17 protein-coding genes are annotated in these 20,244 nt (G+C 53.5%); 3 read left to right on the forward strand and 14 right to left on the reverse strand.

What is annotated here, in order from left to right:
* Nucleotides 1-300: 300 nt before the first annotated feature.
* Genes AAIE03_RS14775 through rbsK form a run of 3 tightly spaced genes read right to left on the reverse strand, consistent with a single transcriptional unit; the run spans nt 301 to nt 3,563 of the window.
* Complete coding sequence (locus AAIE03_RS14775) at nt 301-1,314, reverse strand: aldose 1-epimerase family protein (protein WP_282844642.1); 1,014 nt, start codon at nt 1,312-1,314, stop codon at nt 301-303.
* A complete protein-coding gene (gene fucP / locus AAIE03_RS14780) occupies nt 1,311-2,636 on the reverse strand; it encodes an L-fucose:H+ symporter permease (RefSeq protein ID WP_105080485.1) in 1,326 nt (441 codons plus the stop codon). Before fucP ends, AAIE03_RS14775 begins: the two co-directional genes overlap by 4 nt.
* Before the next feature lie 9 nt (nt 2,637-2,645).
* Nucleotides 2,646-3,563 carry a ribokinase gene (rbsK, locus tag AAIE03_RS14785; protein WP_072138550.1) on the reverse strand — a complete coding sequence of 306 codons (918 nt, stop codon included), beginning with the start codon at nt 3,561-3,563 and terminating at the stop codon, nt 2,646-2,648.
* A 385-nt stretch (nt 3,564-3,948) separates the two neighbouring features.
* Here rbsK and deoR point away from each other — a divergent pair, with 385 nt between their 5' ends.
* Nucleotides 3,949-4,713, forward strand: coding sequence for a DNA-binding transcriptional repressor DeoR (deoR, locus tag AAIE03_RS14790; protein ID WP_024472311.1), 765 nt, complete (start codon nt 3,949-3,951; stop codon nt 4,711-4,713).
* A 238-nt stretch (nt 4,714-4,951) separates the two neighbouring features.
* Nucleotides 4,952-6,619, forward strand: a complete 1,668-nt coding sequence (gene ettA / locus AAIE03_RS14795) for an energy-dependent translational throttle protein EttA (protein WP_013024525.1) — start codon at nt 4,952-4,954, stop codon at nt 6,617-6,619.
* 36 nt (nt 6,620-6,655) lie between these two features.
* On the opposite strand, the gene AAIE03_RS14800 is transcribed toward ettA, so the two are convergent.
* Nucleotides 6,656-7,552: a LysR family transcriptional regulator gene (locus AAIE03_RS14800; RefSeq protein WP_105083188.1), complete on the reverse strand. Its 897-nt coding sequence runs from the start codon at nt 7,550-7,552 to the stop codon at nt 6,656-6,658.
* Nucleotides 7,553-7,647: 95 nt separating this feature from the next.
* On the opposite strand from AAIE03_RS14800, the gene AAIE03_RS14805 reads away from it, so the two are divergent.
* Nucleotides 7,648-8,649, forward strand: a complete 1,002-nt coding sequence (locus AAIE03_RS14805) for a zinc-binding alcohol dehydrogenase family protein (protein ID WP_014606636.1) — start codon at nt 7,648-7,650, stop codon at nt 8,647-8,649.
* Nucleotides 8,650-8,694: 45 nt separating this feature from the next.
* On the opposite strand, the gene AAIE03_RS14810 is transcribed toward AAIE03_RS14805, so the two are convergent.
* The 10 genes from AAIE03_RS14810 to serB all read right to left on the reverse strand — a co-directional run bounded on the left by AAIE03_RS14810 (nt 8,695) and on the right by serB (nt 20,215).
* A complete protein-coding gene (locus tag AAIE03_RS14810; RefSeq protein WP_181135333.1) occupies nt 8,695-9,450 on the reverse strand; it encodes a fimbrial biogenesis chaperone in 756 nt (251 codons plus the stop codon).
* A 1-nt stretch (nt 9,451) separates the two neighbouring features.
* Nucleotides 9,452-10,735 carry a fimbrial protein gene (locus AAIE03_RS14815; protein ID WP_029568439.1) on the reverse strand — a complete coding sequence of 428 codons (1,284 nt, stop codon included), beginning with the start codon at nt 10,733-10,735 and terminating at the stop codon, nt 9,452-9,454.
* 14 nt (nt 10,736-10,749) lie between these two features.
* A complete protein-coding gene (locus AAIE03_RS14820; protein ID WP_498563062.1) occupies nt 10,750-13,272 on the reverse strand; it encodes a fimbria/pilus outer membrane usher protein in 2,523 nt (840 codons plus the stop codon).
* 5 nt (nt 13,273-13,277) lie between these two features.
* Nucleotides 13,278-13,967, reverse strand: a complete 690-nt coding sequence (locus AAIE03_RS14825) for a fimbrial biogenesis chaperone (RefSeq protein WP_498563063.1) — start codon at nt 13,965-13,967, stop codon at nt 13,278-13,280.
* A gap of 39 nt (nt 13,968-14,006) precedes the next feature.
* Entirely contained in the window at nt 14,007-14,594 is a 588-nt protein-coding gene (locus AAIE03_RS14830; RefSeq protein WP_231963267.1) for a fimbrial protein, read from the reverse strand.
* A 209-nt stretch (nt 14,595-14,803) separates the two neighbouring features.
* Entirely contained in the window at nt 14,804-15,253 is a 450-nt protein-coding gene (locus AAIE03_RS14835; protein WP_022622279.1) for a YqeJ family protein, read from the reverse strand.
* Nucleotides 15,250-16,182, reverse strand: coding sequence for a winged helix-turn-helix domain-containing protein (locus tag AAIE03_RS14840; RefSeq protein WP_105083185.1), 933 nt, complete (start codon nt 16,180-16,182; stop codon nt 15,250-15,252). The genes AAIE03_RS14835 and AAIE03_RS14840 overlap by 4 nt, the downstream gene beginning before the upstream one ends.
* 328 nt (nt 16,183-16,510) lie before the next feature.
* Nucleotides 16,511-17,749 carry a multifunctional transcriptional regulator/nicotinamide-nucleotide adenylyltransferase/ribosylnicotinamide kinase NadR gene (gene nadR, locus AAIE03_RS14845; protein ID WP_014595284.1) on the reverse strand — a complete coding sequence of 413 codons (1,239 nt, stop codon included), beginning with the start codon at nt 17,747-17,749 and terminating at the stop codon, nt 16,511-16,513.
* Between the two features lie 92 nt (nt 17,750-17,841).
* Entirely contained in the window at nt 17,842-19,224 is a 1,383-nt protein-coding gene (radA, locus tag AAIE03_RS14850) for a DNA repair protein RadA (RefSeq protein WP_013024514.1), read from the reverse strand.
* A 13-nt stretch (nt 19,225-19,237) separates the two neighbouring features.
* On the reverse strand, nt 19,238-20,215 hold the full coding sequence (gene serB, locus AAIE03_RS14855; protein ID WP_014595282.1) for a phosphoserine phosphatase: 978 nt from the start codon (nt 20,213-20,215) through the stop codon (nt 19,238-19,240).
* Nucleotides 20,216-20,244: the final 29 nt, after the last annotated feature.

Consider the following 20,244-nt stretch of genomic DNA (forward strand, 5'->3'; position numbering starts at 1 on the left):
CACCTCCATCGGTGCGAAAACAAAAGAAGAAGGGCTCTCAGCCGGGCAAAAAACAGGAGGCGTGACGGCGGGGTTCTGATATGACGCGGCATATCGGTGTGTTTATCCGGTCTGAAGAGGCTGGCTTCAGTAAGAAGCCAGCGCGAACGAAGATACCGACAGGCTTATCCAGCGCGTTTCGCCACAGGGATTATCCGGGGCGCATGACGCTCCCGGAATCCCTGGGGAAAAAGACGATGCGGTAACAACAGCCTGTTTCACCCGGTAAGGTTGCGACCCTGAAGCGTCGCCTTACGGGTTTTACAGCAGACCGGTTTCGACCTGAAAATGGCGCTGCTCGCCGGGCATCAGCACGATTAACGTTCCGGCGCGCGTTGCCGCAGCAAAGCCTTCGGGACGGCAGGTGGCAGGCAGCACATAGGCAGCAACCTGTTGATCCGCGTTATGCAGTATCCAGCGCGTGGCATGTGGGAACTGCGCAGTAGAAAAGCGGGTCATCAGGGCGTAACCGTCCGGAGAATGGAGTTCAAACTGAACGTTCTCACCGTACTGCGCCAGACGATCGGCAAAGAAGACAATCTCTGGATCGTACATCTCGGGTTGATCCAACCGGCGTAAAGCTGCGGGATCGCTGGCAAGGGAAGCGGTAAAAGCGGTCCATTGCGGCGTGGGCCGCACATGTGCCGGTAGGGAGCGGCGCAGCTGAAATGCCTCATCCGGTATCGTCTGCCTGAACTGCCCCTGCGCCACCCACGCGCTGTTGATGTGGCACATGTACTGCAACGGCATCGGCGCGCCAGCCAGGTTGGTGACGCTCATCTCCAGCACCAGTCGTGCCTGACTGGCCCCTAATCTTACCGCCGGAGCCGCCCGATAGTGGTGACCAAACCCCTTGATGTATTCGGTTTCGCCCTCCACCGAAAGTCTGTCGCCCTCCAGCACAATCCATGCTGTATCCATGCGTGCGCAGGCCATTTCGCCGTGCAGCGCGTGCGTGTCTTCCGCTGCAGGGCAGCCATTCGCCAGCAGGCCAGAGTGAAAGGCAAAGCAGCCATAGGTATCGATAATCGAATCACCCGGCAGCGGCTGTTTAAAGCGATGTCCCATGGTTAATGCGCGGCCGTCAAAATTCACGTCCCACACCATCTGGCCCAGAAACGGCAACACAATTACCGTGCCCCGTCGGTTGTGAATGCGAATGGCTTCAATGCCCGCAGGATAACGAAACAGCTCGACGCTGAAGTCCTCGCTCTCCAGCAGCAGGCAAGGCGTGTAGGTGAACTGTTCGCGACAAAGCGGTAAACGGGTTTTCATCGCCCCTCCTCCGCCAGGTTTCCGCTAAGGCGAGGCTGCTTTTTGTGGCGCAGCTCGCCCCAAAAATAGAACCCAACCCATGCGAAACACAGCAGCGATACGCCGAATGCCAGCTGCATCGATCCCAGGTGATCGGAAACAAAGCCCTGCAGCGCGGGCACAAAGGCCGCACCCACAATGGACATCACAATAAATGCTCCCGCGACTTCGGTGTATTTACTGTCAACGGTCGCGAGCGTCCCGGCATAGATCGTCGCCCAGCACGGGCCAAACAGCACGCTGACAAACACCGCGGCGTAGACTGCTGTGAAATTGGGCACCAGCATCACGTAGCCCAGCGTTGCGATGCCAAGGAGTGAAAAGGCGATAAGCACTTTCTCTGGCCGGAAACGCGTCATTAAAATGTTGGCGACAAACTTGCCAATAAAGAAACAGATAAAGCTGTAAATCATAAAGCTGGATGCCTCGCGCTCATTGGCCGCTCCCAACGTAAGCGCCAGACGGATGGTAAAGGACCACACCGCCACCTGCATACCGACGTACAAAAACTGCGCCAGAATACCGCGTTTAAAATGGCGATTTTTAGCCAGATAGCGAAAGGTTTCCCCCAGCGTTGGCAACGATTTTTCGTGGCTTTGCGGCTTGCAGCGTGGATAGCGGGTGAACACAAACAGCAGCATGACAACCACCAGCACCATCACCAGATATTTATAGGGTTCCAGGGTATGTTCCAGCATGGACAGGCGGAAAGCATGCGCCTGCGCCGCCGTCATGTTTGCCATTTGCGTTTCCAGGCTTTCTCCATCCTGAAACACCAGATATTTTCCCAGCACAATGCCCATCAGCGCCCCCACCGGATAGAACGTCTGACTGATGTTAAGACGCAGCGTGGCATGCTGACGCTGTCCGATCATTGAGCTGTAGGTGTTCGCCGCCGTCTCCAGAAAGCTTAACCCAATGGCAATGGCAAAAATCGCCGCCAGAAACATGGTGTAGGTTGCCATATGCGAGGCGGGATAAAACAGCAGGCAGCCCAGGATGTACAACGCCAGACCGGCTAATATAGCCAGCTTGTAACTGGTTTTACGGATCACCAGCGAGGCAGGAATCGCAATCAGAAAATAGCCGCCGTAAAAGGCGCTCTGCACCAGGGCGCTGGCAAAATCGCTCAGGGCAAAAACGCTTTTAAACTGCGTAATCAGAATGTCATTCAGGCTTGCCGCACAGCCCCACAAGGGGAACAGGCAGGAAAGCAGAATGAACTGGAACAGCGGAGTCTTATTTAGATAACCGTCATTTTGCTGAACAATGTTCTGGTGCATGGCTGTACCTCACTGAAAGTCAAGAAAGCGCTGAAATTCCGCTGTATCAGGATAAGAACGTTGTGTGCCGCGCGCCGTCACGCTACAGGCCGCGTAGGCGGAGGCTTTGGCCATCGCCGCAGGAATATCGCCCGTTTTCACCAGTTCATGAGCGAAGCAGCCGATAAACGCATCACCGGCACCGCTGGTATCCACTGCCTTAACCGGCACAGGCGCAACCTGGTGCTGTGTCTCTCCGGTCATCCACAACGATCCGCGACTGCCCAGCGTAACGATCAGGTTTTTCAGGCCACGTTTCAGCAAGGACGCACCGGCCAGCCTGACGTCATCATCCGTCCCCACCGGCATCCCGGTAAGAATTTCCAGCTCCGTCTCATTGGGCATAAAAAAGTCGCACTGGCAGGCATAGCGGATATCCAGGTCTGCCACGGCGGGCGCAGGGTTGAGGATGACGCGAATATCATGCTGACGGGCAAAATCGATAGCGTAGTACACCGTTTCCAGCGGAATTTCGAGCTGAAGAATGATCAACCGACAGCGTTTCAACGCATCACCCGCAGCATCAATATCCGCCGGCTTGAGGTGCTGATTCGCGCCTTTGATAATTAAAATGCGGTTTTGCGACTGATCATCAACAAAAATGGGGGCCACGCCGCTGGAAACCCCTTTTTCGGTTGTGACATAACGCGTATCCACGCCCTGCTGTTGCAAATTAGCCAACGTGGTGGGCGCAAACAGGTCATCGCCGACTTTACTGACCAGCATCACCTCGCCACCCAGTTTTGCTGCCGCCACAGCCTGATTGGCCCCTTTTCCCCCACAGCCAATCGCAAAATCGGGTGCCTCAAGCGTCTCTCCAGCTTTAGGAAAGCTGTTGGTATAGGTGATTAAATCCACCATATTTGAACCAATAACGGCGATATCCATTTTTCCCCCGGTAATGAACAGCTAAAATGTTATAAAAATAACACTACCAATTCACTGGCGTTTAATATGTGATAAATTTCACATTTAATGTGACAGGATTCCGCAATTTATCGGATTTTTCGCCCTCAAGATGTTACTATTATAACAAGGCCAGCTGCCTGAACGGCGCGTTATTCTTAGCTTTAGTGCAGGTTTGCGGGGTAATAACATTGCGGGTAAGATGAAAAATCTTAACCGGTGAGCACGCAACACCTTATATTTTTTGAAATTTGTCACAGCCTCAATAAAACCACGGCGATTTCAGGTAAATTTAATTGCGCGATAACAATGTGACAGGCACTGACGTATGACGTTTTCTTCAAGGAATACAGGTTCAGAAATGACAATGGAAACCCGCCGCGACGAACGCATTCGCAAACTGGCTCTGGCACTTAAGCGCACCGATAAATTACATCTGAAAGATGCCGCACAGCTGCTGGACGTCTCCGAAATGACCGTGCGTCGGGACTTAAGTGAACCGACATCGAGCGTGGTATTGCTGGGCGGTTATATTGTGAGCGATCCCCGAAACCACGCCGGACACTATTTCATCTCCGATCAGCATGGCCAAAATGCGGCCCGCAAACAGCGGCTCGCTCAGGCAGCAGCCAGCCTGATTAGTGAAAACGACACGGTGTTTTTCGACTGCGGCACCACCCTGCCCTATGTCGTGGATGCGATTCCGGATGAGCTGCCCTTTACCGCCATCTGCTGTGCCATGAATACCTTTCTCGCGCTGAAAGAAAAACCCGCCTGCAACGTGATCCTGAGCGGCGGGGAATTTCATGCAGACAATGCCTTATTCACGCCCGTCGGCGGCCATTCCATTCTGGATGACCTGTGTCCCAGCCTGGCGTTTATCTCTGCGGCTGGCGTAGATCGGGATCAGGGAGCGACCTGCTACAACCTCAACGAGCTGCCGATGAAACACCATGCCATGCTGCGCGCCCGCCAACGTATTTTGGTTGCCGACAGCAGCAAATATGGCAAAGTGCTGCCCGCGCGCATTGGCGAGCTCGCCCGCTTTGATTTACTTGTCAGCGACAGCGCGCCCGAACCCGCCCTGCGTGAGTGGTTAACCCAACAGCACATTCCCGTCCGCCTTCCCTGACGCTTTTCTGTCACGCGGCGGCAACAGGCTGTTGCTAAATTCTCGTCGCGGACAGCAGACGCGCTGCGCTAAGGCGGCCGTTTGCTGCTCCGTCTGACAGCGGACACAAATCAAACAGTTACGCCCGACTGTGCGACTGCGCGGAATTATCCCGGCGCATCGGCTGTGAATAGGCGGCGAAAAAGGCTAAACTTCGACATCATCCAAACGACAAACAGACCCAGAGGCTCAATACAACGTGGCTCAATTCGTCTATAGCATGCATCGCGTCGGCAAAGTAGTTCCGCCCAAGCGACATATTCTCAAGAACATCTCCCTTAGCTTTTTCCCCGGCGCGAAAATTGGTGTACTCGGCCTGAACGGTGCGGGTAAATCTACGCTGCTGCGCATCATGGCCGGTATTGATAAAGATATTGAAGGTGAAGCTCGCCCACAGCCCGGTATTAAAATCGGCTACCTGCCACAGGAACCGCAGCTTAACCTTGAGCACACCGTGCGCGAGTCCGTTGAAGAAGCCTTGTCCGAAGTGGTTGGTGCGCTGAAACGTCTTGATGAGGTTTATGCCTTATACGCTGAAGAAGATGCGGATTTCGATAAGCTGGCTGCCGAGCAGGGACGTCTGGAAGAGATCATTCAGGCACATGATGGTCATAACCTGAACACGCAGCTGGAACGCGCCGCCGATGCCCTGCGCCTGCCGGACTGGGACGCAAAAGTCGCAAACCTGTCTGGTGGTGAACGTCGCCGTGTCGCGCTGTGCCGCCTGCTGTTGGAAAAGCCCGACATGCTGCTGCTGGACGAACCGACAAACCACCTGGATGCCGAATCTGTCGCCTGGCTGGAGCGCTTCCTGCACGACTTCGAAGGGACCGTGGTAGCGATTACGCACGACCGCTACTTCCTGGATAACGTTGCTGGCTGGATTCTGGAACTGGACCGCGGCGAAGGTATTCCGTGGGAAGGTAACTACTCCTCATGGCTGGAGCAGAAAGATGCCCGTCTGGCACAGGAAGCCTCTTCCGAAGCCGCACGTCGTAAATCCATCGAGAAAGAGCTGGAGTGGGTACGTAAAGGGCCAAAAGGCCAGCAGTCTAAAGGCAAAGCCCGTCTGGCTCGCTTTGAAGAACTGAACAACACCGACTACCAGAAACGTAACGAAACCAACGAGCTGTTTATTCCGCCGGGTGCCCGCCTGGGTGACAAAGTGCTGGAAGTCAGCAACCTGCGTAAATCCTACGGTGACCGCGTTCTGATTGACGGCCTGTCGTTCTCCGTACCGAAAGGCGCCATCGTCGGCATCATCGGCCCGAACGGCGCCGGTAAATCAACGCTGTTCCGCATGATGTCCGGTCAGGAACAGCCGGACTCCGGCGAGATTGTGCTGGGTGAAACCGTGAAGCTGGCTTCTGTCGATCAGTTCCGTGACAGCATGGATAATGCCAAAACCGTATGGGAAGAAGTCTCCGGCGGTCAGGACATTATGCGCATCGGCAACACTGAAATGCCAAGCCGTGCCTATGTCGGACGCTTTAACTTTAAAGGCGTGGATCAGGGCAAACGTGTCGGCGAGCTGTCCGGTGGTGAGCGTGGTCGTCTGCATCTGGCAAAACTGCTGCAGGTTGGCGGCAACATGCTGCTGCTCGATGAGCCAACCAACGACCTGGACATTGAAACCCTGCGCGCGCTGGAAAACGCCCTGCTTGAGTTCCCTGGCTGCGCCATGGTGATCTCGCATGACCGTTGGTTCCTTGACCGTATCGCGACCCACATTCTGGATTACCAGGATGAAGGCAAGATCGAGTTCTTCGAAGGTAACTTTACCGAATACGAAGAGTACAAGAAACGCACGCTGGGCGCGGATGCGCTGGAGCCGAAGCGTATTAAGTACAAGCGTATTATTAAGTAACACAGGGGCGGCAGCGATGCCGCCCTTCTCTTTTCTTCAGTGGTAGAATTCGCGAAACACCGGCGACTGCAACGCAAATTCAATGTACTTCATCAGCGCAGGCGAGTTCAGTTTTCGGCTGGGATACACCAGCCACAGTTCATTCCCCTCCATTTCCCATTCCGGCAAGACCTGCACCAGGCGCGCATCATGCATGTCTCCGTCGATTAAAAAGCGCGGCAGAAGCGTAATACCGGCACTGCCCAACGCAGATTCGCGTGCATACAGTAAATTGTCGGTGAGGTGTGCAGGCGGGAGCAGCCAACGGTGATACTGATCGTGCCGTTTTAGCACCCACTCGTTCCAGGCCCGGTGCGCAATGCAACGGTGCGCGGCCAACTGCTGAGGATGGGTCACCGAAGGATGCTGATCGAGATAGGCTTGCGCGGCCACCAGCGAGCGCTGGCAGTAGCCAACGCGCCGACCAATCAGAGACGACTCCTGCGGCTGGCCGGTGCGCAAGGCCAGATCAAAACCGTCCTGCACCAGATCGCGGATATCATCCGAAATGGAAATATCCAGCGTCACATCCGGATAGCGCCGTAAAAACGCGGCGTTGCAGCGGGCCAGTAAGGTTGCGCCAATACCTGCCGGGCTGGTAATGCGCAGGCGACCGCTGGGATTTTCCCGCAGACTGGCAATAGCCTGCTCAGCACGTTCGCTGGCCTGCATCATCTCCTGGCAATGCAGCAGGTAGCGTTCGCCCGCAAACGTCAGGTTTAACTGACGCGTGGTGCGGTTTAACAGGCGAATGCCCAGCCGCTGTTCAAGCTGGCTGATGCGCTGACTGACGCTGGATTTGGGTAAGCCCGCCCGTTCTGCCGCGGCGGTAAAACTGCCACACTCTGCCACTAACGCAAACAGCGCCATATCCTGCCACTGACGAAACGCCATTGTTCACCTCAGACGAACACGCTAATAACGATTGTCCATCTTATCAGTATCGCCTCAGGGTTCTACACTTGAGAAAACACTACAGGAGATAAACCATGTCTGTTCGCGCGATTGCTGTCGATCCCGAAAACCCAAAAAACTTCGTCGAAATTTTTCCAGAAACCCTCACGCCTGGCGAATATGACCTGCGCGTCCAGGTGAAAGCCGCCTCGGTCAACCCGGTGGATACCAAAGTCCACAAAGGGGCGATCAAAAATGGTTTACAGGTGCCGCGTATTCTTGGCTGGGATGCCAGCGGTGTGGTACTGGAAACCGGCAGCAAAGTCAGCGGCTTTAAGCCAGGCGATGAGGTTTACTACGCGGGCGATATTACCCGCCCGGGCAGCAACAGTACGGAGCAGTTGGTCGATTCACGCATCACCGGCCACAAACCGAAAACCCTCGACTGGGCGGCATCTGCCGCTATTCCCCTGACGGCGCTGACCGCATGGGAAGGCCTGTTTGAACGGCTGGATATGGCCGCCGCACGTGAAGATCAAACACTGCTTGTCGTGGGCGGCGCTGGCGGCGTCGGTTCGCTGGCCATTCCGCTGGCAAAAATGCGCAGCAAAGCCAAAGTGATTGCCACCGCCTCACGGGAAGATTCCGCCCAGTGGTGCCGCGATCGCGGGGCAGACCTTGTCATTAACTACAAAGACATGGTTGGGGAGCTGGAAAAGCACGGTATCAAACAGGTCGATTATATTTTCTGCCTTAACGACACCGACGGCCATTGGGAAACCATGAGCCAGCTCATCGCCCCTCAGGGCCATATCTGCACCATCGTCGAGAATGAACATCCGCTGTCGATGGATCAACTGAAGTTAAAAAGCGCCGCACTGCATTTTGAGTTCATGTATACGCGCAGCATGTACAACACGCCGGACATGGCGCAGCAGGGTGAAATCCTCAATACCGTCGCCAGCCTGCTGGACGAAGGCAAGCTGCAAAGTACACTCAACGAAACGCTTCATGGCCTGAGTGTGGAAACGCTTGAGACCGCTCACCAGCGCGTGCTGGAAGGCCATATGCGCGGCAAGGTTGTCATGGTTTACTGATCACTCGCGGGTGCCAGACAATACGGGCACCCGCGTACGGTTATTTTACGGGGAAACCGAAGCCTGGCTCAGCGTTGCCGTGAAAACCTGAGGATTCCCCTGATCGTCCAGCGCGGTAAAGTTAAGGCTGCCCTCACCTGTGGCTAAAGGCGGCGCATCACCCATGAGGGGATACGCTTTATGGGTGAAAGGTGCCAGCGTTTTATCCCCGTCCAGATAAACGGGATAACGTTTCCCCCCTGCCGTCACCGTCATTTTTCCCGGCGTAAAAAAGTAACGGCTATGATTCATGGCCTGAATAAAAAACTGTCCCTGCTTTTTTCTTACCTGAAAGGTGACCGCGTTTACCCGTGCCGCAAAGGGCGTAATGTCCGTGAACGGCCGGTTAATCACTTTAAGCTGAGTGTTCAGCGCCATGCTGATCTTGTCGTTGTCCGCCCGTAGCGTGCTTTTTTTCACTGCGCTGATCTCGTAAAGATTGAGCCAGTAAAGGGATTCCCGATCCTTTGGCAGCTGTGCGGCCAGCTCGGTGCGCAGAACCGCAATCTGCTTTTTTTCCTCTTTATTCAGCGTAAAAACGCCGGGAAGTGCAACAAAGGGAAAGGCTTTACTGCCGGGTGATCGTTCCGGTGAACCGCCGTCTATCCAGGTCTGGATCAGTACAGGCGCGTCACCACTGTTGACCAACAGCAACGGAATTTGTACCTCGCCAGGATGAAAGATGAGCCGGCTTTGCTGTGGAATCACTGCGGCATGGGCATGAATCGCGATAGACATAACTAACCAAAAAAACGTTTTCATGTTATTGCAGCCGAATAAGGATGGATGCGGTCGCATCAACACGGCCCGCCGTCACTGTTTGACCGGGAATCTTTGCAAGACGGGCACTGAACGTACGCTGGTACAGCTTTTCGTCACTCTGCTGGCCACCGCTGATAACCTGCGCGTCTTCCAGTACCGGCCGCCAGCCCGCATTACTGCTGAAGCTGCTCCAGCTCAAAAAGGAGACAGGCTGACCACTGGACGTCTGTAACTGAATGCCGACGCCTTTTGCCAGTGAAGGATCGCTGTCATAGCGATCGGACACCAGGTAGCGCGAGATACCGCCTGCCGTCGTCAAACTCAGTTGCTCGGCCTGCAGCCAAGCCGCGTAACTTGGCTGGAAGCCCAGTGACAGCTGACCTGAATGAATACCGGAAATCTTGTCTGTCCCGTCGGCACAGGCCAGCGTAATGCTGAGCGGTGCCGTCACGCTCTGGCCTTCATTAAGCCCATTAATGCTGATGCCGGGGAAAATGACGTTTGCGGTATAATTTTCTACCCGGCAGCCCTGGGTCATATTTTGCGTCAGGGTGGCGACCGGCGCGGTATTCATCCCAAAGGCCATATAACGTCCGGAACCCCAGGTTTCAAAATGGTTCCAGCTGTCCTGACCCGCTTCGGGCACATTCATCCCCGGCCCCATAAACACCACATAGCCATTGGGCTGATTACAACTGTATGCGCCGGTATAATTATCGGCTGCCGCCCAGGGGCAGCCCCATGACGCGTAACCGGGCGTGCGGTTGTTGCTGTCGGTACGAATGAGCTCCGCGCTGATGGGGCTGAAATCGCGCCCCCTGATCTTGATTTTGTTCCCGTCTATCTCATACTGCGTGAGCGGCACTTTTTGCCAGATACGGGTAAAAGGCTTACCACTGCGCACGTGAACCAGCTTTAATGCGGTAAAAGGAAAATAGGTCTGGAAATAGTTGTTCCCCATGTCCCAGGCACCGCCAACGTTGCTGTCACCGTTGGTGGCGAAGACTTCAAACAGTTGGTCTTTATCAGCAAGGTCACACTCGTACAACACGCGATCGGGATTATTGTTAGCCACAGACGGCACCACCCGAAACACCGAACGGGCCAGCACGGTGCCGGCGGGCTGATAGCGAAGATTCATTAACCCGATATTGCCGAAATTCAGGGGCGCACCACAGGCATCACAGCCTTGATCGACCGGCTGTATACGCGTGCAGGTCGCGTGAGCCGGGAGCCACACCGTCCAAAAAAATACTGTTATTACCGCTAAAATGCGCTTCATCATTTATACCTCAGATTCTAAAAACGACAGACGGCATCCGCGTAGGTGATCACCGCGTCGGGCTTGGGTTTCGGGATGCGGTAATCAATTAAACAGGATGACTGTGCGCCCTCTCCCCAGACGGCCTTCAGTTGCCCCTGAGTTTTAGCCACCCGCAACCAGGCATTGCCGCCCTGACCAAATGTCCCCACCCGATTGCCCGACGCGTCCAGCAGATCTGCGCCCATCGGCACCGTGTTATCGCGATTGGTGCGGGTCTTTAACATGAGCGGATAACCGCGTAAGGTTCTGAACGACACCTTCACCATCGCACCGGCATAGGGCGCGACGATTTTCTCGCTGTCCTGTATCTCAACATGGCTATCGCTGCCGCCGGCTCCCAACGAAATCCGGTTGTAGTGATAGGGGTTAAGCGACGGCACCAGGGCATAGCCGAAGCGGTCGATCTCGGTACCCTGGCTGTTGAGAACGTGGGCGTTCCTGGCGCCTTTCGCTTCGACAAGGGCGAAGGTGTCGCCGAGATAATTGCCCAACGTCACGCCGCCGCTGTGGATCACTGCTGCGCCCATCGCGTTAACGGACATCTGGTTAAACCGCGAAGAGGTCGATGCGGTACCGGTCACGCTGGCTTCTGAAAACTTTTTGCCCAGGCTGCCACTTAACGTCGTATCACGTTGCTGCTGATCGCGATTCACATTTACGCTATAGCTGGTGCCGCTCTCGCCGCTCAGTCCGCTGAGCGACGCGTTGTAGTTACTGCCGTTCTGGCTTCCCCGCGTGCCGCCCAGAGCCAGATAGGGTGAGGTGGCGTCCGAGCCCAACGGCACAGAGAGGCTGACCTGCAACTGGGTATCTTTATAAAAGGTATCGTCTGCATGCTGGGCCATCACCGCCATGCGCGGATCGGTTGAGTAGGCTCTGCGCGAATACTGGCGGGAGAGCGAAATATTCAGCGCGATATTTTTGGGCAGCACCGTGCCATAGCCGACCTGAAACTGCGTCGTCCGGGACCGTCCATCATAGTAATTTTGCTTCGAGCCAGAGAGATAGACATTGCCCCACTGCCCCAGCGTTTGATTAAGGGTCATTTGCAGGCGGTTACGCTGCATATATTCGCTGTTGATAAGGTTGCGGCCTGGCGTTTCTGCATTATTCAGTGCAATCACGTCGTTAAGATCCCGGTAACCCTGAGTGGAATACTGGTATCCGGCAAAGGTCAGTGTGGTATTGGTAGGCTGAAAGGTTCGACTGTAACTCAGTGCGTAACGCCATCCCTGGGTCGACTCACCGCCGTTCAGATCGGCTTCAGAATACGCGCTGTTAAATCCCACTGCGCCGATGTCAGAGGCCCAGACGCCGCCGGCCAGCAAAGCATGATAGCGTTGGCCCAGCCGTACGCCGCCATTAAGGGTGATGGCGTTGGTCAGTCCGTGCTTAACGGTTAATTCGGTAAAGGCGTTGTCTTTACTGTAATCCCTGACTTTACCGGCAGCAAAGTTGTAGTCCGTCCGGCCAGGACGCAGCGACTGCGGTAACACCGCATAAGGCACGCTAAATCGATGAAGGCTGCCGTCAGACTCCTGAACCTCAACGCTGAGATCGCCGCCATAGCTCACCGGACTCAGGTCATTGATGATAAACGGACCCGGCGGCACGGTTGTCTGGTATATCCGCTGCTTGCCCTGCCAGATTGTTACCCGTGCATTACTGCTTGCCACGCCGCGCACCACCGGGGCATAACCCCGAACAGAATCCGGCAGCATACGATCGTCAGAGTCCAGACTGACGCCGTTAAAACTGACAGCAGTAAATAAGTCACCGTTACTGAAAAGTTCCCCTATCCCCGCCTCACTTCGTAAAGTGGGCAGCGCACGTTGCACCCAGGCCCGGGCGCTTTGCCAGCGATTGCCGAACTCGTCATGGGTGAAATTCCCCTGCTGACGGAAACGCCACATCCCGACGTTCATACCACTGTTAATGCCCAGATAGGTGGATTCAAAACGCTGCGCATTTTTATAATCGGAATAAAACTGGTTAAGGTTGTAATTCACGAATGCCATGGTATCGCCCGCCGTCAGGTTTTCGGGCGCGATATAGCCTACGGGCCGCTGGACCAGCATCGCCTGAGGAATGGTCACATCCACGCGTAAGCTTGCCGTATTCACGTTGACGGTCGCGCCGGGCAAAAACGCCTCAGGCCGTGCGCAGTCTTCCGCCTTCAGGGCTGACAGATAAGGGGTTTTGACGCCAAACGCCCGATAAAACGGCGAGGTAAGACACACGGAGAGCGGCCTCTCGGCGCGCACGATTTGCAGAGCCGTGGATTGCTGGAACTTACCATTGAGGTAAAGATCGACATCGTAACGGCCAGGCTGAAACCAGGCATCCTGTGAATCAACGGGCATCGCAACCTGTCCCGGCATCATTTCACGGATTAAAGCAGGATCAAACGTATAGTCATTTTGCGCATCAGCCGCCTGACTTGCCCAGGCTGCAATCAGGCTTGAAGCGAAGAATAACAATAATGTGGCTTTATTCATTTCTGCTATTTTTCGTTTACGTTGATTTTTTCGTCGGCGCCAAAATCATTAATCAGGACGGCATTAAGCGCATATCCAGAGAGGGGTGAATGGCTTTTCAGCGTAATGCGCTGTTCACTAAAAGGTGCCAGCGTGACGGCATCGTCCCAGGGAAGCGTGTGATTACCTTTTACCAGGACAAACGAGCGAATATTGGCGTAAAAGGGAGACGCATTTTTAAGGAGGATTGTGTGCCCCTCGATACGCCAGGAAAGCGCCTGTCTGACTTTATCCACAGAGAAATCGAGATCCTCGGGACGAACGATGACTTTCACCCTGTTCTTGATAACCAGATAAAGTTTATTTTTATCTTCATCGCCCTTTTTAACAGAGGGGAGCTCCGTGTAGTCCAGATAAAACAGCGACTCTCTGTCCTGCGGCAAATTTTTTTCAGTGACGTTGACTTTCACCGTTTGACCGGCGACCGGTGCTATACGAAAAATTTGCGGCAGCGCCACAAAGGGCGGCGTTGAATTTGCATCAGGATTCACTGCCTGAATTTGAATAAGCGCAGGCTGATCGCCTGCGTTAGTAAACTGGATGGTCTTTTCATTTTTCGAACCATCAATAATTATCCGGGTGCCGTTTAGTACCACACTCGCCTGACACAGAGTGGCTGACAGCATCAGCAACAAAATAACGCTAGATTTAAACACAGGTTTCTCCTGCCCTCTTAAATAAAGAGGGCCTGATAGTTATGGATAGCTGACAGAATATTGGACGCTACTCAAAACTGTACCTGCACCAGCGCTTCCAGAGTCGCTGTAATATTCGACCGAAAAATTTTGCGATGCGCTGGTACTTCCGCTCGCCAGCGTCATGCCGCTGACCGTCGCCGCACCGCCAGATAAATCGATCGCTTTATCACTACTATCCAGCAAACGCAGTGCCACGTTTTTCGCTGTTCCGGTATTCAGTAAATCACCAGTCGATGAAATGTTGTTGCCGACCAGATTAATATTAATTGCCTGCGTTGATCCTGATGCCGGTGCAACACAACCGGTTAAGTTAATGGTAAAAGGCGTTTTTCCGGCGGTTGATTTTGCCGTACTCAGCGCGGTAGTGGAAACCGTTGGCAGCAGAATAATCGGGCTACCGGTTGCATCATTGACATTAACGTTACAGGTTTGTGCATTGACCTCGCCCTGAAAGCGAATGGTATTTTGTGATGCGGAAAAAGCATTAAAAGAAATAAAACTTGCACCGCATAAGGCAATTGTCATGCCGAGTGATAAAGACCTGGCTTTCATTGGTTCCCTCTTGTGATTCTGATTAATAAACATGCTCATTGGCGGCGAGAATCATAAGGGGCATGGGAGAGAAACTGTGTGTGAAGTGTTCTGACCTTATGTGAAGAAGGCTTTAGAAAACAAAAAATATATTTAAATTCAATATGATAATGTTAACCCTGTGTTGCTAAAAAGAGACATTTCATAAGATAACAACAGGCCAGGCCGTGCGCGCGACGACAGCGAACGCCACATTGACGACATCACTTTTCGCAAAGGTAAAGCGGTACCGGCCCAGAATAGAATACCCACGTCTGCAGGCCTGTCCTTTTAATGACAAACGGAAATGTCGCCCCGACGCTAATGAAAAATGCCGGCAGCCACTTTTGTTGCTCCTCTAAAGACATTTGGTTATCCGGTGAGGGTTCTATTAATGTTGATCGCGCAAGATACAGATTACCCTCACGCTGATAAGTAAAACGGATAATTTTACTCAGGCTGATAACCTTATGCGCGCTATCGGTGAGTCGGCCCGTAATCGCAATAATACCCTGACCGTTTCGCATATCGTGAGAGGCGATCACTGAAAATGTCTCACCGCCTCTGATGTAATTAATGTTTGCTATACAATGGACAGAATCCTGTCGAAACATAAATACGACAATGCCTGCTGCTGTCATCACGATTACAGCCAACAGAAAGGTTAACTTCACCACTGACTCCTTATATAATAATACGAAACACAGTCCGGGGAGCCGAAAAGTGAAAGGGTATTTTTACACTGTAAAACTGAAATTCGTTCACCATTGGTGAACGCTGTAATAAAAATTTTTCGTCGCGCCGTACAACCGATTTTAATATCGACAGCGACTCGTGCCACCAGACTGTTATCCGCTTTTTCATTGCCATATATTTCGCATCCATTCATATCAAAGCGTTTAACAAAATCCATTTCCTGGCGGTAAAGTGAAAAGACCATGATGGCAAAACCACAAATCAGTATCGTCAACCCCGTCAGCCCTGTCACAAACAGATGACGGGGGGAAATCGCATAGCGATTTGCGCTTTTTCTGAGTGTTAATATAGCAGATTCAGGATCGCCGATCGGTTTTTTTGATTTTGGTTCAGAATGCGGCATGTCATTAATGAGGTTTTCTGAAATATTCTCATCATCCTGAATAACGGGCTGCGTCGTATTTGGCGAAACCTCATCTTCACTGGCCGAAGGTAAGAGCGGAATGCGCTGTTCTTCTTCCTGGTCACATTTACCAGCCACTGCTTCCTCATCAGAAATACGCTTTTCAGGCGCAGTCGTCGATTCCTCAATGAGGATTGCGTTTGAAAGCATAAAGCCGCGACGCGGAATTGTTCTGATCACGTCCTGGCGGATATCGCATGCCAGCAGCGCTTTTCTGATCAGGGAAATACTTTGATATAAGGCATTGGCACTGACTTCCATACCGAACCGGCGCCAGGCATATTGATAAAATGCTTCATGATCGACAATTTCGCCCTGGCGCGCGATCAGCAATTCAAAACAATAGGAGGCCGATGAGTGCAACTTCACCGTCTGATCATGACTAATAATTTCCCTTTTCCCAGGATAAAAAACCACATCGCTACCAATACTAATCTTTTTCATCTTATTACATCCGGGTATATCATTATTTCTATCTTAAGAACATTCCCTCAATATAAACCAGTTAAAAATATTGAACTTACATTTAACAGCAACACACAGAAGAAATGAAATAATATCAGTTTTTAAATACGTAATAATGTTACCTGAGAATTCAAAATCTCTTTTTTTGTTTTCTAATGTTACGCGCGTTATTTGGCTGCACGTGGTTTTTCACGAGCCATTATTTCTCATGTTCAGGTTAGAGAGGGCGCAAATAATATGAATAAAAAATAGCCATTAAAGGGGCGACGTCTTGTTTCTTCCCCGCCCCGGTATGAAGGTAAAAGCCTTAGAGCGGGCCCTGTTCGCCCAGCATTCCTTTCACCAGTTCAATACAGCGCAGGAAACGCGTATCGTAGTCTTCTTCCTGCACATGAACGAAATCGATGTGGTTTTCACCCAGCATCGAGATCAGCATGCTCTGGAACTCACGGCGATCGACAGAGCTGCCCAGGCTGCGCAATCCGTCCGCCACCCAGGGCACGTTATTCTCCAGCAAAATGACCAGGTCAAAGCGATACTCATCAATCATTGCCTGAACAAAAGGATGCTCGCGTCCCTCATACTTTTTGCAAAAGGCCTGGGTGGTGACAAAGTCGGTATCGATAAACGCCACTTTATTGGCATATTTCACCGCAAAATCGATGTACTGTGCATGGCCCAGCGCGATCTTATCGTAGTCAGAATACTGCAGTGCCATCTCATCGCCGCCCAGATGGGAAAAAACATAGTCACGGCCATATTCCCACGCACTGGACGTATTAAAGATGTTCGCCAGCTTGTTCACCAGCATCGACTTTCCGCTCGACTCACCGCCCAGAATGGCCACGGTGCGTACAAAGAAAGGCTTCACTTCGGTGGGAATATACTCCCAGAAGCGGAAGGGATCCTGACGAATCTGCGCGCCGCTGATATTCATAAACGATCGTTTTGGATCGATCAGTATCGTCTCAATGCCCAGGTGCTGTTGATACATTTCGGCATCGGGTGCTTCACTGGTATAGATGCAGTCTGCGGCAATCCCCTGCTCGTCCAGGAAGGTTTTCACCCCTGCACTCCACACATCCCAGCCGTGTGGATAGGGTTCAATGCCCTCTTCATCGAAGGCATGAATGCGAATATTTTTCTGGTACTTGAAGGTTTGCAGTAACCAACGCAGACGATCGCTAACGGTAGGCTGCTGCGACATGGCGCTGTTTTCAAACAGGCTCAGATCGCGCGGCTCGTCGTAGCCCATAATGATATGCAGCTCATCGACCTGACTACAGGCACGCTGGATCAGATAGATATGGCCGGTATGTAGCGGATAAAACTTACCAAATATCACCCCAATTTTTTTGTCGCGACGTGGAAACTCCAGACCGAGAAAACGGTGCAGGGCTTCCAGCTTTTGTGCACTGGGGCTTTTAATTTTCGCGTTAAGCAGTTGGCTTAAGTACCCTTTGGTCATGCCACTGGCATCGGCCACCTGTTGTAGCGTGTGGCCCTGCTGGCGAATGGCCGTTTTTAAATAATCAAACGCCGACATGTGGTGCCTCCTGCAAAAAATGATCAACGACGTGAGGACAGTTGTCCCTCACCGGCCCTTTTGCACAACGGCAAAAGGGCATTGGGGAAAGCTTAAAGGTCATCGAGAATCGCCAGCGCATCCGCCAACTTTTTCGCGCTGTAGACGCGCATGCCCTCAATCGGCTTTTTCGGCGCGTTACCGGCAGGCACAATCGCCCGTTTGAAGCCATGTTTAGCCGCTTCTGAAATCCGTTCCTGGCCGCTGGGCACCGGGCGAATTTCGCCGGCCAGCCCGACTTCGCCAAAGATAACCAGATCCTGCGGCAAGGGGCGATCGCGCAGGCTGGAAACCATTGACAGCATCAGCGCCAGGTCGGCGCTGGTTTCTGTGACTTTCACGCCGCCCACGACGTTGACGAACACATCCTGATCCGCCATTTGCAATCCACCGTGACGATGCAGTACCGCCAGCAGAATCGCCAGGCGGTTTTGTTCAAGCCCGACGGCAACACGACGGGGATTCCCCATCATCGAATGGTCCACCAGCGCCTGAATCTCGACCAGCAATGGCCGGGTTCCTTCCCACAGCACCATGACCGAACTGCCCGACGTAATCTCTTCACCGCGCGACAGGAAAATGGCGGAAGGATTGCTCACCTCACGCATGCCCTGCTCCGTCATGGCAAAAACCCCCAGTTCATTCACGGCACCAAAACGGTTTTTATGGCTGCGCAAGGTGCGGAAGCGCGAATCGGCATCGCCATCCAGCAGCACCGAACAGTCGATACAGTGCTCAAGGACCTTCGGCCCGGCCAGCGATCCGTCTTTGGTGACATGGCCCACCATGATAATCGCCACGCCGCGGGTTTTGGCAAAGCGCGTCAGATAAGCGGCGGTTTCGCGCACCTGGGCGACGCTGCCGGGTGAAGACTGGATATCGGCCATGTGCATCACCTGGATGGAGTCGATGACCATGATTTGCGGCGCTTCCTGCTCGGCGATCAGGCAGATCTGTTCGATGCTGGTTTCCGACAGCATGTTCAGGTTTTCAGTCGGCAAACCCAGCCGATGGGCGCGCATTGCCACCTGCTGTAAGGATTCTTCGCCGGTGACATACAGCGTTTTCATGTTCTGCGCTAAGCGGCACATGACCTGCAGCAACAAAGTGGATTTACCGGCCCCGGGATTACCACCAATCAGAATGGCACTGCCGGGCACCACGCCACCGCCCAGCACACGGTCAAATTCTTTAAAGCTGGTCGAGAAACGGGGCAAGGCTTCCAGGCTGATTTCGGACAGCTTTTGCACCCGACTGGTCCCGGCACTGCCCGCATAACCGCTGAGGCGCTCATTGCGCGCTGCAGCGGGTGAGGCGGCAATCCGTACCTCGGTAATGGTGTTCCAGGCGTGACAGGCGCTGCATTGGCCCTGCCAGCGCGGATAATCTGCGCCACACTCGTTACAAACAAATGCGCGTTTTGCCGCTTTGGCCAAAACAACTCCTCAGTTAACGCTCTTCGTGAATCAGGCTTCCGGTCAGGATGCAAAACACGCCCATTAAATCGGCATGGCGAATGGTGACGGCCGTTTGCTCATTGACCTTCGGTTTGGCGTGGTAAGCAATGCCCAGCGCCGAGGCTTTGATCATCGGCAAATCATTCGCCCCGTCACCCACGGCGACGGTTTGTTCTGGCGCAATCCCGAACCGCTTCGCCAGTTTTTTTAACGTCTCGGCTTTGTACTGGGCATCCACAATCTGGCCCAGCACTTCACCCGTGAGTTTACCGTCGCGGATTTCCAGTTCGTTAGCCGCGATGGCCGACAGATGCAGCTTGTCGCGCAGGAACTCCGCAAAATAGGTAAAGCCGCCAGAGGCGATAGCCACCTGCCAGCCCAACGCCTGCAATTTTTTGGTCAGCGTGGTTAAGCCTGGCATTAACGGCAGCTCATCGCGCACCTGTTTAAGAATATTGGCGTCGGCATCTTTCAGCTTGCCCACGCGCTGGCGCAGGCTGGCGGTAAAATCCAGCTCGCCGCGCATCGCCCGCTCGGTGACCTCTGCCACCTGCTCGCCGCAGCCCGCCAGTCTGGCTATCTCGTCGATACATTCGATTTGGATCGCGGTGGAGTCCATGTCCATGACAAGCAGGCCCGGCGTTTTCAGATGCGGGATTTTCCCGAGCGGTGCCACATCCAGCGCCAGATCGTGCGCCAGTTTGCTGGCAAACGGCGTCAGGGAACCTGCCAGACGAATCACCTGGTAGTCGTCTACGTTCCAGGCACTGACGATCACCATCGCGGCGCCAAGCTGGTGCTGATAATCGGTCAAACGCTGTTTATCCAGGCCGCGACCATAGAGTAACCAGCCGGTTCGACCCGCACGATAGTCCAGCGGCATGACTTCGTCACCGCTGAGTGAAAGGGGCAACCCCGGCCAGAGAGAGACATCAGCAGGCAGATCGCACCAGGTAAGATGATTTGACATCAGGGCTCCTGTAGGAACAACAAAACCAC

It is taken from the genome of Pantoea sp. Ae19-2 (genome assembly GCF_059801205.1).